The 12,816-nt window shown below is 47.9% G+C and carries 13 protein-coding genes; 1 reads left to right on the top strand and 12 read right to left on the bottom strand.

What is annotated here, in order from left to right; all coding sequences use genetic code 11:
• Nucleotides 1–125: 125 nt before the first annotated feature.
• The 3 genes from ACJA3I_RS07195 to ACJA3I_RS07185 form a co-directional block, all read right to left on the bottom strand.
• Nucleotides 126–836, bottom strand: coding sequence for an ABC transporter ATP-binding protein (locus ACJA3I_RS07195; RefSeq protein ID WP_458861933.1), 711 nt, complete (start codon nt 834–836; stop codon nt 126–128).
• Between the two features lie 226 nt (nt 837–1,062).
• Nucleotides 1,063–1,887, bottom strand: coding sequence for a hypothetical protein (locus ACJA3I_RS07190; RefSeq protein WP_458861932.1), 825 nt, complete (start codon nt 1,885–1,887; stop codon nt 1,063–1,065).
• Between the two features lie 247 nt (nt 1,888–2,134).
• A complete protein-coding gene (locus tag ACJA3I_RS07185) occupies nt 2,135–3,055 on the bottom strand; it encodes a DMT family transporter (RefSeq protein WP_458861931.1) in 921 nt (306 codons plus the stop codon).
• Between the two features lie 161 nt (nt 3,056–3,216).
• Between ACJA3I_RS07185 and ACJA3I_RS07180 the strand changes: the two genes are divergently transcribed.
• The gene (locus ACJA3I_RS07180; protein ID WP_458861930.1) at nt 3,217–3,459 is read left to right on the top strand and encodes a hypothetical protein; all 243 of its coding nucleotides are present in this window, start codon (nt 3,217–3,219) and stop codon (nt 3,457–3,459) included.
• 59 nt (nt 3,460–3,518) lie between these two features.
• On the opposite strand, the gene ACJA3I_RS07175 is transcribed toward ACJA3I_RS07180, so the two are convergent.
• The 9 genes from ACJA3I_RS07175 to tig form a co-directional block, all read right to left on the bottom strand.
• Nucleotides 3,519–4,307, bottom strand: a complete 789-nt coding sequence (locus tag ACJA3I_RS07175; protein WP_458861929.1) for a YlmH family RNA-binding protein — start codon at nt 4,305–4,307, stop codon at nt 3,519–3,521.
• A gap of 127 nt (nt 4,308–4,434) precedes the next feature.
• Nucleotides 4,435–6,744, bottom strand: a complete 2,310-nt coding sequence (locus tag ACJA3I_RS07170; RefSeq protein ID WP_458861928.1) for a sensor histidine kinase — start codon at nt 6,742–6,744, stop codon at nt 4,435–4,437.
• Nucleotides 6,713–7,405, bottom strand: coding sequence for a response regulator transcription factor (locus ACJA3I_RS07165; protein ID WP_458861927.1), 693 nt, complete (start codon nt 7,403–7,405; stop codon nt 6,713–6,715). The genes ACJA3I_RS07170 and ACJA3I_RS07165 overlap by 32 nt, the downstream gene beginning before the upstream one ends.
• 122 nt (nt 7,406–7,527) lie before the next feature.
• Nucleotides 7,528–8,283 (bottom strand): 4Fe-4S binding protein, encoded by a 756-nt coding sequence (locus tag ACJA3I_RS07160; protein WP_458861926.1) that lies wholly within the window; start codon nt 8,281–8,283, stop codon nt 7,528–7,530.
• Nucleotides 8,280–8,804 carry a cysteine hydrolase family protein gene (locus ACJA3I_RS07155; protein WP_458861925.1) on the bottom strand — a complete coding sequence of 175 codons (525 nt, stop codon included), beginning with the start codon at nt 8,802–8,804 and terminating at the stop codon, nt 8,280–8,282. The genes ACJA3I_RS07160 and ACJA3I_RS07155 overlap by 4 nt, the downstream gene beginning before the upstream one ends.
• A 1-nt stretch (nt 8,805) precedes the next feature.
• Nucleotides 8,806–9,171: a VOC family protein gene (locus ACJA3I_RS07150; RefSeq protein WP_458861924.1), complete on the bottom strand. Its 366-nt coding sequence runs from the start codon at nt 9,169–9,171 to the stop codon at nt 8,806–8,808.
• Between the two features lie 396 nt (nt 9,172–9,567).
• Entirely contained in the window at nt 9,568–10,833 is a 1,266-nt protein-coding gene (gene clpX / locus ACJA3I_RS07145; protein ID WP_458861923.1) for an ATP-dependent Clp protease ATP-binding subunit ClpX, read from the bottom strand.
• Nucleotides 10,834–10,852: 19 nt separating this feature from the next.
• A complete protein-coding gene (gene clpP, locus ACJA3I_RS07140) occupies nt 10,853–11,434 on the bottom strand; it encodes an ATP-dependent Clp endopeptidase proteolytic subunit ClpP (protein ID WP_458861922.1) in 582 nt (193 codons plus the stop codon).
• A 32-nt stretch (nt 11,435–11,466) separates the two neighbouring features.
• On the bottom strand, nt 11,467–12,798 hold the full coding sequence (tig, locus tag ACJA3I_RS07135) for a trigger factor (RefSeq protein ID WP_458861921.1): 1,332 nt from the start codon (nt 12,796–12,798) through the stop codon (nt 11,467–11,469).
• Nucleotides 12,799–12,816: the final 18 nt, after the last annotated feature.

The raw sequence follows: 12,816 nt of genomic DNA, 5'->3' as shown, positions 1-12,816 counted from the left end.
TAAACCGCAAACAGCCCAATAAGAATTTTGAAAACGGGCGAACGGCGCTTGCCTTTTCGGGTGGAGCGAAACCCCATCGAAAACAGCGCGCGTATCCGGGAGATCAATAATGTTTTTAACATAGCTTACCGTTCCTCTTCCAGTTCTAAAAAGACCTTTTCCAGCGAGCTGTCGCCACGCACCTCTTCCATTTTTCCCGTTTTGATAAGTTCGCCGTTTTTGATGATCGCCACCTGGTCGCAAAGTTTTTCCGCCACTTCCAGCACATGGGTCGAAAAGAAAATGGCGCCGCCGCGCTGGCAGATATCGCGCATGATCGTCTTGAGCTTGTGGGTGGCGATGGGATCGAGGCCCACAAAAGGCTCATCCATCAAAAGCAGTTTGGGTTCATGGATCAAAGCGGAAATGATGGCCAGCTTTTGTTTCATGCCATGGGAAAACGCCGAAATCGGCTGAGCCAGATCATCCTTCAGCTCAAATTCTTCCGCATATTGATGAATCCTCTGCAAACGATCCTGCTGCGAGATCTGGTAAATATCCGCAATAAAATTCAGATATTGTATCCCTGTCATGAAATCATAAAGATCTGGATTATCGGGGATATATGCCATCTGCTGCTTGCAGAGCAAAGGTTCTTTTTGAATCGAGTGACCATCGATCAGAATTTCGCCCTGATCGAAAGCCAAAATGCCGCAGCAGGCTTTTAAAGTGGTGGTTTTGCCCGCCCCATTGTGGCCGATGAACCCGAAAATCTCGCCGGGATGAATCCATAAATTCAAATCATTGACTGCTTTTTTGCTGCCATAGGTTTTGGTTAAATGGTCAATTTTCAGCATAGTCTTTCTCCTTATGTTCGCTCAACGCAAAATAATAATAAACCTATTTTATAATAACCCCATTGGAAATAAAAAGGGGGTTTTCAATACCTTTCGCAAATAAAACGGGCTTTTTCTCCGGCACTTCTGCTATCATTCTATCAAATATGGGCATTTGCGTAAAGCAGGCCGCCTGTAAAAAAAAGGCGCACGAACAGATGATTCATGCGGCCTTTTCAGCATTTTCTTATTTTGAAGTTTTTACGCGAAGCAAACTCTCGATGGCGGTAGTTGGAATTTCGACCAGACGGGCGCCGGGGGTAGAACCGGAAACGCCTTTTTCATCAAGGCACAAATATAAAGTATCTCTGCTCAGGGCAAAGCTGTATTCCTTTGAAGTCAGGTCAAACGCTTCCAGTGTTTTGCGGTCAACGGTGTTTGCCTCACACCATTTTCCAATCTGCTCTTCCATGGTTTTGTTGACCTTCGCCACCTCATTGCCGAACATTTCACTCAGCTTCAGCGGCCATCCGGTGGAGCAATCAAAGGTTTCCGCCGAAAAAACCTGCTTCTGTTTCATGTTCACATCGTTATAAACATAGCTGCGCACAAAGCTGATCTTATCAGAAGTCGATTCCACCATCCGATAGGTGAAATCCACGCGGTAATCGGCCACCGCCACCGCCGAGGTTTCCCATGTTGCGCCATATGCGCTGCGGATCTGATTAAAATAGCTTTCGCAATCCTGCTGTAAAGCCTTCAGCTCTTCTTCATAATATTCATTGATTTTTTTCAAAATCACCTTTTTGCTTCCGGTTTCTTCAAACTGCGGAAGTTCGGCATGATAAACAGCGGCCACAGCCCCGGAAGGAAGCACCAGCTGGTCTTCATATTCCAGACTTTTCACTTTCAGATCCAGGCTTTCTTCCTGTGCATCGGTGTCGCTGTTTTTGGCGGCCAGCGCCGGCTGTTCTTCGGGCGATTTAAACTGAACCGTGCTGCATCCGCCCAGCAGCCCCAAACATAACATCGCCGCCAGAAAAACGGCAGATTTAAAAAATTGCTTTTGCATAGAGCCTCCTACTCGCTCACAGGGATCTCAATGATAAAAGTTTCCATAGAACCATTTCTGTTTCAAGCAATATAATCTCGGCATTTTCTCGGTTTGAAAAATGCTCTTTTCTATAATATTCCCCTGCTCTTTCAAACTATTTGAATATTATACTGGAATTTTGCATTTTCGTCAACCGAAGAGCGCTTCTCAGCCGCTTTAAAAAAACAAGACGAGGCTTTTTGCTGCCTCGTCTTTGCGGAATTTTCTATTTTACAGAGGGTTCGGCGGGAACCGTTTCCGTTTGTTTTTCTTTTTTCCGCTCGGGGAGCTCAACATACACAATGGAAGCCACAATGATCAGACCGCCGATCACAAGATTCACCGTTAAATGTTCATAGCCCATCAGAACAGAAGCCATACAGGCAAACACCGATTCCAGCGAAAAAATGATGGCCGCGCGTGAAGGTTCCACATGTTTCTGCCCCAGTGTCTGCAGATATCCCGCGCCGATGGTGGCCACAAACACCACCAGCATAATGGGCCCCAGCGCCTTTTCGATCTCGACCCCTTTGAAAGAGATGGTGTTGTTAAGCATCGCCGTGATAAAGCAGAGGAACGCCGCCGTTGCCTGAGGCAAAAAGGCCAAAAGCTTTGTGGGGATATGCGGGCTGAAACGGAATAAAAAAGTCATCTGCATGGCGAAAAGCAGCGCAGAGATCAGCGTAAGCCCATCACCCAAAGAAAGCGAAAACGCTTCGCCGGGAACGCGGGTCAGGATATAAACGCCCAAAAAGCAGAGCGCCGCGCAGAAATAAACCTTCTTGTGCGGCCTGCGCCGCAAAATCAGCCAGGTGACAAACGGTGTGCATACCACATAAGAGGTGGTGATGAAAGCGCTGTTGGAAGGGGTGGTGCTGCCCAGCCCGATGGTTTGAACCAGCATGCCGCCATATAAGAACAGGCCGACAATGACCCCCATCAACAGTTGGCGGCGCGTAATATGGCTCAGATCTTTCACACAAAACGGAAGCCAGATCAAAGAAGCCAGCAGATAGCGCACAAACAGGAAGAAGCTGCTGTCCATCCCCGCGTTGAGCACGCTTTTGACCCAGACGAACGAAACGCCCCAAATCAGCGCCGTTGTCACTAAAACAAGGTCATAAAAAAGTTTTTTATTTTTTTCCATACATACCAACCAAAATCAAATTTTTTCCATATGAATACAGACGCATTATATAGTATACCTGTTATATCATTTTCTGTCAAACAGTGGCAAAAAATTTTTACAGACATATAGTGTGGTAAGCGCATTCCCTTGCGCTTATTCTATTTTGTGATGGTGAGATTATGAGATGCTGTAACTCTTGCTGCTGCCGCAGACAATGCGCGCAGGCCGTTTCTTCCTATGAAACCGTTTGCTACTGCACGCGCTATGTAGATGTCCCGATGCAGATCTATTATGGCCCGGGATATACAGAATTAGACTGCTGCCAAGACACCCTCAGTGTGTTAAAGGAAATTTCCGCCTCTATCAAAGCAATGATCCCCGGCACAGCGGTTTCTTCCTGCTGCCGCGGCCGCTGCTGCTGATAGGCCGTCCGGGGGAGTTCTTCTCCCCCCTACATTTCAGCATCTTCTCACCATCACGCCTAAATCAATCGCTGGATCTCCACGATCGTTCTTCCTTTTTTGGATGTTCCCCCTACGAAAGATAAAATCGCTTTTCCCTTCCCTCGCAAAGTAAGCCGATCGCCTTCTTTCACCGCCATATCGGCCTTTGTGGCCGCAAGGCCGTTCACTTCCACCGCACCCTTGCGGATCCATTCCGCCGCGTTGCCGCGCGACATGGAAAACGCAATGGTCAAAATCGCATCCAGCCGCAGCGATGCCACGGTGTCTTTCATCACTTTCATTTTTATTTGCGGAACCGTTACTTCATTCAGCGCAACGGGTTTCACCGCCAATGTTACATTCGAAGCTTTCTCTAAATTCTGCAAGAGAAATTCCGTCATTTCTTTCATCACGAACAGATCGGCCTGTTCCTCCGATACCAGAATATCGCCTATCATCTCGCGGCGTATGCCAAGGCTCATCAGAGAGCCCAGATAATCGCGGTGGCTCAGTTCTTTTTTTGCTTTATTCTGAATCCTCAGCGCAGAAAACGGAAGATCTTCTTCTGTCAAATCGCTTTCTTCCCAATAAGAAGGCAAAAAGATGGCTGCGCGGCGTTCCGCGCCTTCAAAACCGCCGCTTAAAATGAATTTTTGCCGGTTTGTGCTCATCAGTCGGCAAAAAAGCTCTTGCTGGCGCAGATCTAAAAAAGCTGTTGTGATCAACCTGTCATATTTTTCCGCCTGCTCTGCTTTATCCAGCAGTTTGCCGATCAACAGCTTTTCATCGGCATTTTGTGCCAGCGCATAGAAATTTTCGCGTTTCACCCGATCGTTCTCCTTCTTTTCTCATCTTTTCAATTGTTTTTATCTTACCACAGCCGCAGATACAGTTCAAACAAAATAAAAAGGCCATGAGCCCCGAACGATCCGGCTCATGACCTTTTTTATGTTTTTAGTTTTCCTGTGGTTCCTGCGGCGGCTCCGCGGGCGCCTGGCAAGCTTCCCCACGCGGCAGCGTGATCGTCACTTTGAAAAGATCGCCGTCAACGGTGATATTAAAGGTGCCGTGCTGCAGCTCCACCAGATTCTTTGCAATGGCAAGCCCCAGTCCGCTTCCTTCGCTTTGGCGCGAAAGATCGCCGCGTTTAAAACGATCTGTCAGTTCCGAAGCTTCCACACCGCTGAGTTCATAAGCGGAAATATTCTTCATTTCAAAGCAAACTTCCGCTTCTTCTTTTCTGATTTCCACATATACACGCGAAGACCGCATGGCATATTTAAATACATTGGAAAAAAGATTTTCCAGCACACGCCACAGCTGCCTGCCATCCGCGCGAACCCACACGCGTTCCGCGGGAACTTTGAACCGGAAATCCAGCTGTGATTCCTGTATCTTGTCATCCAGTTCCCCCATGCCCTGTCTCAGCAAGGATGTCAGATCAACATTTTCGATCTCGATGGGGATCGTTCCGCTGGCGGCTTTTGAAACCTCGAACAGATCATCCGTGAGGGTTTTCAAGCGCTGGGCTTTCGATGCGATAATCTCGAAATAGCCCGGTGCGTTCTCGCTGCCAAGCCCTTCTTTTTCGATCAGATCCACATAGGTGATGATCGAAGTCAGCGGGGTGCGGATATCATGAGAAACATTGGTGATCAGTTCCGATTTCATGCGCTCGCTTTTGAGTTCCTGCTCAACGGCGGCGTTCAGCCCTTCACCCAGACCATTGATCTTATCTGCCAGCGCAATAAAAACCTTATCGCCCTGCACATCGATTTTATAATCCATATTCCCGTTTCGAATTTCATCAATGCCCTTGCAGATTTTTTGATAGGAAACCGCGCGGCGATAAGCATAAACAGCCGTTACGATGATCAGCGCGATGGATAAGGGGAAAACAATGGCCAAAAGCATACACAGCGCGCCATAGATCACCACCGCCCATACAATGTTTTTCGGCACGGCATCGGCCGTCAACGCATGATAGACCTTCACGGTTCCATTGCGGATCATGCGGCAGACCCAGGCGCATACCCGATAAATGAGGCTGTTTTTCAAAAAAGTTCTGTTCTTGAGCAATCTGACGCATGAATAATAAAGGGCAAAAATAACGGTGGCGAAAACTGCGGCACAAGGCACAACAAACTGCCGGTTTTGATACCTTATCAAGCCATATATGGCATAGGCATACCCCACACAGGCTGTCGCCAGAACCGCTAAATTGATCTCGGTGAAAATCGCGTCGATCCATTGCATCTGCACTTCGCCGCGGCGTTCCTTTCTTCCGCAAACCACTGTCAGATAGATAAAAAGCACCATGGCCGCCAGCAGCGCCGCCGACAGGCTTTTTGCATATTTCATCGTGATCTCATAGTTTTTGCTCAGCTCTTCTGTGATCGGCGAAAGATATTGCTCTGTCAGGGCGATTCTGATCACGGCATCCTGTGCAATATCATTCTCACCGCTACCCGAGTAATAATAGCCGTGCTCCACCGGGAAACCGTAATATTCCGAAAGATCCATCGTCTGGGTTTTGTCGCCTGTTTTGATCGCGCATTGACGGCCGTTGATAATCAGCGCAACGGGTTGTGATTCATATTCTTTCGCGTCTTCAGAAGCATTTTTTAAAACCGTTCCGCCATTCTGGATGAAAAATTTAATGTTTTCTTCTTTCATCAGCTGCTCACGCTTGTAGGTCTGTCTTTCGGCGTCTTTCAGCTGCCGGTCGATCTCTGCCTGCGCGAAAGCCTGCGTTTCTTCGCGATATTTTTCTTCAAATTCTTTCTGCGCCTGGCTGAGGTCTTCTGTTTTTAAAGAGGCGATGATTTTTCCCTTGGGCGTTTTTTCAATCAGGATATCCGCGCTGTCAAGGCGATAATCTTCATATTCAACATTTTTACCGCTGTTTTTAAGTTCCTGTTCCTGATACTGTCCAAAAAAAGATGCCCACTTATCGCCGTATAATTCCTGCCATCTTCCCAGCAGCTGATCTTTTTCGAGCGTCTCACCGGCGGTGATCTTCGCCACATCTGCCTGCGGCTCGGCAAGCGCCAGTATTTCATTCATTTTTTGGGCGATGTCTGATGCCGCGGCAGAATCTTTTTGCCAGTCATCGGTAAGTGTAGGCCGATATCCTTCATTAATACCCAGATCAAATACTTCCGCCACTTTTCCGGTTCCCCAAGCCACGATCGCGATCAAAAGCAGCGCGGCAATGGTTTTCAATACTTTGCTATACATCCAATTTTTCGATTTTGTATCCAATTCCCCATACCACCTTTAAATATTTTGGCTCTTTCGGATTGATCTCGATCTTTTCTCGAATTCGCCTGATGTGTACTGCAACCGTATTTTCGGGGCAATAAGCCGGTTCGTTCCAAACTTTTTCATAAATTTGTTCGATGGAATATACTCTTCCGGCGTTGCGGATGAGAAGCAGCAGAATCTTATATTCTACCGGCGTCATTTTAACAAGTTCTCCATCCACCAAAACCTCTTTCCGGTCGTCATCCACGATGAGTTGGCCGGTTTGAAACAGCAGCTCGCTGGTTTGGGCGCTGCCCAGTTTCGTGTAACGGCGCAATTGCGATTTCACCCGCGCGATCAGTTCCAAAGGATTAAAAGGTTTTGTCACATAATCATCCGCGCCGATGTTGAGGCCCAAGATCTTATCGGTATCTTCGCTTTTCGCCGAAAGCATGATGATCGGGATATTTTCGCTTTCCCGAATCTTCAAAGTGGCGCGGATACCATCCATCTTCGGCATCATGATATCCATCAAAATCAGGTGGATCTCCTCTTTTTCCAAAACCTCCAGCGCCTGAACGCCATCATAAGCTTTGAAAATTTGATATCCCTCATTTTTCAGATAGATCTCAATCGCGTCAACGATTTCTTTCTGGTCATCACAAACAAGTATATTCATCCTCAAATTCTCCCCGTTTTTCAGTACAGTATTATCCTAACATCAATTTCTTACTATAGCTTTCATAAGAATCTTACGAATTCCTTAATATAGATAAAAACGGAGAGCAATGCTCCCCGTTTTTAAGGTTTGTGAATGGAACAAGGCATCCCCGCCAGGCATTTTCCGCATACATCGCTGCCGGTAAGCTTTAAGTTTTGCAAACATTCTTCATAACAGGCCGCCCTGTCGAATGAATTTTCACCCAGCGCTTTCTTTGGGCAGGCCGCAAGGCAGGCTTTGCAGCTGCCGTCACGATAATACAGGCAGAATTCTTCTGTTTGCGGCGGGATGCTCTCGGCCTCTGCGCCCGCCAGCAAACTGGTGAAGCAGCCGCAGCAGCCCTGTTGTGTGATCAGCATATTGTTTTTGCCAAAGCTGCCCAAACCGGCGATTCTGGCAATATGGCGGTGTGACCATTTGCCGACCAGCCGTTGAGCGTCAAACTGCGATGCCGCCGGCGTGGGAAGCATCGCCGGTATCTGATTTGCTTCCATCCAGGAAAGAAGCGCCCGATTGGCGGCGGCAACTCTTTTTCCCATTTCTTCATAGGCATCCGCCCACCGCTGCGATGCACTTTCACCGCCTCGATTGCTCAAAACGGTTTCTTCGTCATAAGGATAAAAAACGGCTATCACGGTTTTGCATTCCTTCATCATATCACGCGGCAAAAAATGTTCCGGCATCCCGGCCTGCCGCAATGGAAGATATGGCTGGGGCTCTGCCGTGGCAAAGCCCGCTATCGGTTTTCGAAAACCTGTTTTCAGGTTCTGCTCAAGAGAATATTCTTTCGCGGCGCGCCAAAGGATCTCTTCGATAACCGATTTTTGCAAGATCATAAAACCGTTACCTGAAGCCCTTTCAGCACTTCAAAGGTTTTTTGGTTCATTTCTTCATCGGCCCCCGCCACACACTGGCGGTCGATCACGATTTCTGCCTCAGGCTGGGCCGCTTTGGCCAGAACGGCGTTCGAGATCACGCAGATATTGGTGACCACGCCGCAAAGCTCGATGACCGTATATTGATTTTCTTCAGCGCGCAGAAAATCCAGCAGCGCCGCGCTGCCGAATGTGTTTTTTTCAAAGCATCTGCACCCCTGCAGCATATGCGCCACATCTCCGTATAACTGCCAGCCAGCGGTATCTTTGATGCAATGGGGCACGGGCAGTTTCTTCCCTTCCTGTGTATCGGCATAATCGGGATGATGCGTGTCTAATGTATAAACAACATGGCCGCCCGCTTTTTGATAAGAACGGATCTTATCGCAAATGGCGGATTCGATGGCTTTCGCGCCTTCGAAACCCAGGCTGCCCGTTACAAAATCATTTTGATAATCTACCACGATCAGAAGTTTTTTCATATTATTCGTTCTCCATTTTCTGAAATTCCACCGTGTAGCCGTTAGGATCTTTTAGAAAAAAAGAATAAACGAGGAATTGGGGATGTCTGCGGGGGATGGTCATTCCATCGCCGCCATCCGGTTCCGCCAAAGCCCGATATACCCGATCCACCGCTTCGCGGTTTTCACAATTGAATGAAATGCACATACCCGTGGCCAAAGGCCGGCCATCTTCATATTCGACGAACCCCAAATAACCATAGCCCGTGTCGAAAATGATGCTTTTTCCTTTTTTCTGAAAAACAGAAAGCCCCAGCCGGTGATGATAGAATTCTTCCATTTCATCAATGCCCACACAAGGGAAAAACAGAACGCTGGATTCGATCATGCCCGCAAGTCCTCTTTTCTGTTGTTCTCTTTCAGCGGCCGACAAGCTCCGGCCGCGCGGCGGTATGTTGTTTTTATTATAAGTGAAAATATGACATTTCACAAGAGAAGTTTGACGATATCTGCCCGTCAGAGCAATCAAATTTGATTTCTGCTTTTTGAATGGGCCGTGCATCCACAATAAAAAGTTGCCGTTCTTCCTCCTCCGGCCGCATTTTGCGTTTCATTTCATGCGTGTTTTGTGCTTGGCAGACCTTTTAAAGGCTTTTCATCAAAACACCGCTTTATGGGCAGCAAAGCCATGTTTTTCACTCACTGGCATCGTTTTGCAAAGGCATTCATGCGCAGTTTTCATACAAAAAAGCCATGGGAAAGCTTCTCCCATGGCTTTTAAAAACTACGATTTCTTTTTTGACGCCGGGCGCCCGTTTCGCTCGATGATCGGCGCCGCTTTTTCGGTGATGCATTCTTTTGTGATGGTGACTTTGCTGATGGTCAGATCGGAAGGCATTTCAAACATGATCTGCATAATGCTTTCTTCCATCACCGAACGCAGCCCTCTCGCGCCGGTGTTGCGCTCCATAGTCTTTTCGGCGATCGCCTTCAAAGCCTCGGGCTCAAACACCAGTTCTACCCCATCCAGATCAAACAGATGGGCATATTGTTTGGTCAAGGCGTTCTTCGGCTTTGTCAAAATCGTGATCAACGCTTCTTCATCCAACGGATCAAGCGCCGTGATCACCGGCAAACGACCGATCAGTTCGGGGATCAGCCCGAATTTCAGCACATCCTGCGGTTCCACTTTGCGCAGAATATCTTTATTCTCGCTCTGCTTTTTCGAATGCACTTCGGCGCCAAAACCAAGCCCCTGCTTGCCTGTGCGTTTTTCAATGATCTTTTCCAAACCATCGAAAGCGCCGCCGCAAATGAACAGGATATTGGCTGTATTGATCTGGATAAACTCCTGCTGCGGATGCTTGCGCCCGCCCTGCGGCGGCACATTGGCAACCGTGCCCTCTAAAATTTTCAAAAGGGCCTGCTGCACCCCTTCGCCGCTCACATCGCGTGTGATGGAAGGGTTCTCGCTTTTTCTCGCGATCTTATCCAGTTCATCGATATAGATGATGCCTTTTTCTGCGCGTTCCACATCATAATCCGCCGCCTGGATCAGACGAAGCAGAATGTTTTCCACATCTTCGCCCACATAACCGGCTTCGGTCAGTGTGGTGGCATCGGCAATGGCAAACGGAACATTCAGCGTTCTGGCCAAGGTCTGGGCCAGCAGTGTTTTGCCGCAGCCTGTGGGCCCAAGCATCAGAATATTGCTTTTTTGAATTTCAACACCGTCGTTTTCGGCGTTTTCCAAATTCATCACGCGCTTATAGTGATTATAAACCGCAACAGCCAAAACGATTTTCGCCCGATCCTGCCCGATCACATATTGATCTAAAGTTTCTTTGATCTCAGCGGGTTTTGCAAGCTTTTTCGGGTTTTCTTCCGCCTGTTTGCTTTGTTTTGTGTTTGCTTCTTCGTCCAAAAGATCCTTACAAATTTCGATACACTCGTTGCAGATATAGGCGCCGGGGCCGGCGATGATCCGCTCTACCTCGTTTTGTGAACGCCCGCAAAAACTGCAGCGAATGTCCTTCTGCTCATCGGACATAGTTAACCCCTTAATATGATTATCGTTTTTCGATCACTTTATCAACCAGACCATAAGCGCAAGCTTCCTGAGCTGTCATAAAGTTATCACGATCGGTATCTTTTTCGATCACTTCAAGAGGCTGGCCTGTTCTTTCGCTGAGGATCTTGTTCAGGTTCGCTTTTGTGTGAAGAATCCAATCGGCGTGAATTTTGATATCGCTGGCCTGACCCTGCATCCCGCCCAAAGGCTGGTGGATCATTACTTCACTGTTGGGCAGCGCCAGGCGTTTGCCCTTTGCACCGGCCGCCAGCAGAAAAGCGCCCATGCTGGCCGCCATGCCCATGCAGATGGTGGAAACATCACACTTGATATATTGCATGGTGTCATAGATCGCCATGCCCGCCGTCACGCTGCCGCCGGGGCTGTTGATATAAAGTTGAATATCTTTGTCAGGATCCTGCGCCTCAAGATACAAAAGCTGCGCCACGATCAAGCTGGCCGTTGCATCGTTCACTTCTTCAGAAAGCATTACAATACGGTCGTTCAGCAGGCGGGAGTAAATATCATAAGAACGCTCGCCCTTGTTCGTTTGTTCAACTACCATTGGGATATAAGGCATGTTAAAGACCCCTTTCCATTAGGAAAAAGCGATTATTCAGCTGTTTCTTCGGCTTCTTCCTTTGCCTTTTTTGTTGTTTTCTTTGCTGCGGCCTTCACTTTGGCGTTTTCTTTGATCAGCTCAACAGCTTTTTGTGTCAACAGATCGCCCTTCAAAGATTCTGCGGGCAGCAGAGACTTCACGCGTTCCACTTCCATCTTGTTCTGCTCTGCCAGCTCGGTATATTCTTTATCCAGTTCTTCCTCTGTTACTTCCAGATTTTCCAGCTCGGCGATTTTTTCCAGCGCCAAACGGATCTTGACCTGCTTTTCAGCCTGATCGCGGAACAGTTTGCGGAAAGATTCCATCGACATATCATTCATCTGCAGGTAAGTATCCAAGCCGATTCCCTGCATAGACATTCTATACCCAAAGTCTTCAACGATTCTGTCGATTTGTGCTTCAAACATCACTTCGGGCACTTCTGCCGTGAAGTTTTCCAGCATGCCGTCGATCAGTTTTTCTTCGAATTCGTTTTCAGCCGCTTTTTCTTTTCTTTCTTTGATCTTTGTTTTCAGATCGGCCTTCAGTTCATCCAGTGTGTCGAATTCGGAAACATCTTTCACGAATTCGTCATCGATCTCGGGTTTCTGTGTTTCTTTGATCTCATGGATCTTGCATTTGAACACAGCGGGCTTGCCGGCCAGAGAAGCTTCCTGATACTGTTCGGGGAAAGTCACATTCACATCGAACTCTTCTTCTGCGTTTTTGCCCACGACCTGATCTTCAAAGCCGGGGATAAACATGCCGGAACCGATCTTCAGGCTGTAATTTTCGGCTTTGCCGCCATCGAAAGGCACGCCGTCAACGCTGCCGTCAAAATCAAAAATAACGGTGTCGCCTTCTTTTACAGCGCGTTCAACGGTGACCAGGCGGGCGTTATGATCGGCCATGCGGCCCAGTTCTTCTTTGACATCTTTTTCGGTAACGGAAATCTTTGCTTTTTCCACTTCGATGCCTTTATAATCTTTCACCTGAACTTCGGGCTTCACGGTGACCAGCGCGGTGAAAGTGAAACCTTCGTCGTTTACTTCTTTAATATCGACGCTGGGATGATCCACGGGCTGGATCTTCGCTTCTGCCACGGCGGCATCATATGCTTCGGGATAGCAGGCATTCACCGCGTCTTCCAGGAAAACGCCTTCGCCATACATTTTTTCAATGATTTTGCGGGGAGCTTTGCCTTTTCTGAAGCCCGGAACATTCATTTTTCCCACATTCTTGCGGTATGCCTGTTCCATTGCTTTTTCAAATACTTCTTTTTCTACGGAAATCGTCAGTTCCACCTGATTGGTTTCCTTTTTCTCAATGCCTTTCAGCTGCATTAGAGTTTTCCTCCTCGT

This window comes from Acidaminobacterium chupaoyuni (assembly GCF_047936785.1).
Lineage (GTDB): Bacteria > Bacillota > Clostridia > Oscillospirales > Butyricicoccaceae > Acidaminobacterium > Acidaminobacterium chupaoyuni.
This window is presented reverse-complemented; position numbering and strand designations above follow the sequence as displayed.

Excerpts from the sequence above, each read along its gene's own strand:
- ACJA3I_RS07195 (WP_458861933.1), bottom strand. The coding sequence starts at position 836 with ATGCTGAAAATTGACCATTTAACCAAAACCTATGGCAGCAAAAAAGCA.
- ACJA3I_RS07190 (WP_458861932.1), bottom strand. The coding sequence starts at position 1,887 with ATGCAAAAGCAATTTTTTAAATCTGCCGTTTTTCTGGCGGCGATGTTA.
- ACJA3I_RS07185 (WP_458861931.1), bottom strand. The coding sequence starts at position 3,055 with ATGGAAAAAAATAAAAAACTTTTTTATGACCTTGTTTTAGTGACAACG.
- ACJA3I_RS07180 (WP_458861930.1), top strand. The coding sequence starts at position 3,217 with ATGAGATGCTGTAACTCTTGCTGCTGCCGCAGACAATGCGCGCAGGCC.
- ACJA3I_RS07165 (WP_458861927.1), bottom strand. The coding sequence starts at position 7,405 with ATGAATATACTTGTTTGTGATGACCAGAAAGAAATCGTTGACGCGATT.
- ACJA3I_RS07160 (WP_458861926.1), bottom strand. The coding sequence starts at position 8,283 with ATGATCTTGCAAAAATCGGTTATCGAAGAGATCCTTTGGCGCGCCGCG.
- ACJA3I_RS07155 (WP_458861925.1), bottom strand. The coding sequence starts at position 8,804 with ATGAAAAAACTTCTGATCGTGGTAGATTATCAAAATGATTTTGTAACG.
- ACJA3I_RS07150 (WP_458861924.1), bottom strand. The coding sequence starts at position 9,171 with ATGATCGAATCCAGCGTTCTGTTTTTCCCTTGTGTGGGCATTGATGAA.
- clpX (WP_458861923.1), bottom strand. The coding sequence starts at position 10,833 with ATGTCCGATGAGCAGAAGGACATTCGCTGCAGTTTTTGCGGGCGTTCA.
- clpP (WP_458861922.1), bottom strand. The coding sequence starts at position 11,434 with ATGCCTTATATCCCAATGGTAGTTGAACAAACGAACAAGGGCGAGCGT.
- tig (WP_458861921.1), bottom strand. The coding sequence starts at position 12,798 with ATGCAGCTGAAAGGCATTGAGAAAAAGGAAACCAATCAGGTGGAACTG.